The organism is Mesorhizobium norvegicum (assembly GCF_004919685.1).
Classification (GTDB): domain Bacteria; phylum Pseudomonadota; class Alphaproteobacteria; order Rhizobiales; family Rhizobiaceae; genus Mesorhizobium; species Mesorhizobium norvegicum.
The window spans coordinates 1-558 of sequence record NZ_SMYZ01000028.1 but is presented as its reverse complement, the minus strand read 5'-3'; the positions used below and the strand labels follow the sequence as shown (position 1 = coordinate 558).

Here is a 558-nt window from a genome sequence, read left to right as displayed (position 1 = left end):
CAGAGCCGCACCCGGGAGCTAAGCGCGGAGCGTCGACAGCTGACCGTCATGTTCGTGGATCTCGTCGGCTCGACGGCGCTGGCGACGCGTCTGGATCCCGAGGACCTGCGTGAGACCATCGGAGCGTATCACCGCTGTGTCGCCGATACGGTCGCCCACTTCGGCGGCTTTGTCGCCAAGTATATGGGCGACGGAGTTTTGGTGTATTTCGGCTACCCGCAGGCGCACGAGAACGCCGCCGAGCAGGCGGTGCGCGCTGGCCTTGCTCTCGTCAACGCCGTTAGGCGACTCCCAGAGCCCGAGCCATTGCGGGTTCGTATCGGCATCGGCACCGGACAGGTCGTCGTTGGCGATCTGATCACCGCCGGCGAAGGGCAAGAGCGCGGCGTCGTGGGCGAGACGCCGAACCTCGCCGCCCGTCTGCAAGCTCTTGCCGAACCCGACGCGGTCGTGATCGGGCCGCAAACGCGGCAGCTGGTCGGCGATCTTTTCGAATATCGCGATCTTGGCGCCGTCGAGGTGAAAGGCTTTCCGGAGCCGATCCATCCCTATCAAGTG

General features: G+C 65.4%; 1 protein-coding gene. It reads left to right on the top strand.

Annotation, left to right across the window (positions count from 1 at the left end):
* A partial coding sequence (locus FCU66_RS11955; protein WP_136625410.1) for an adenylate/guanylate cyclase domain-containing protein occupies nucleotides 1–558 on the top strand: 558 nt, incomplete at both ends.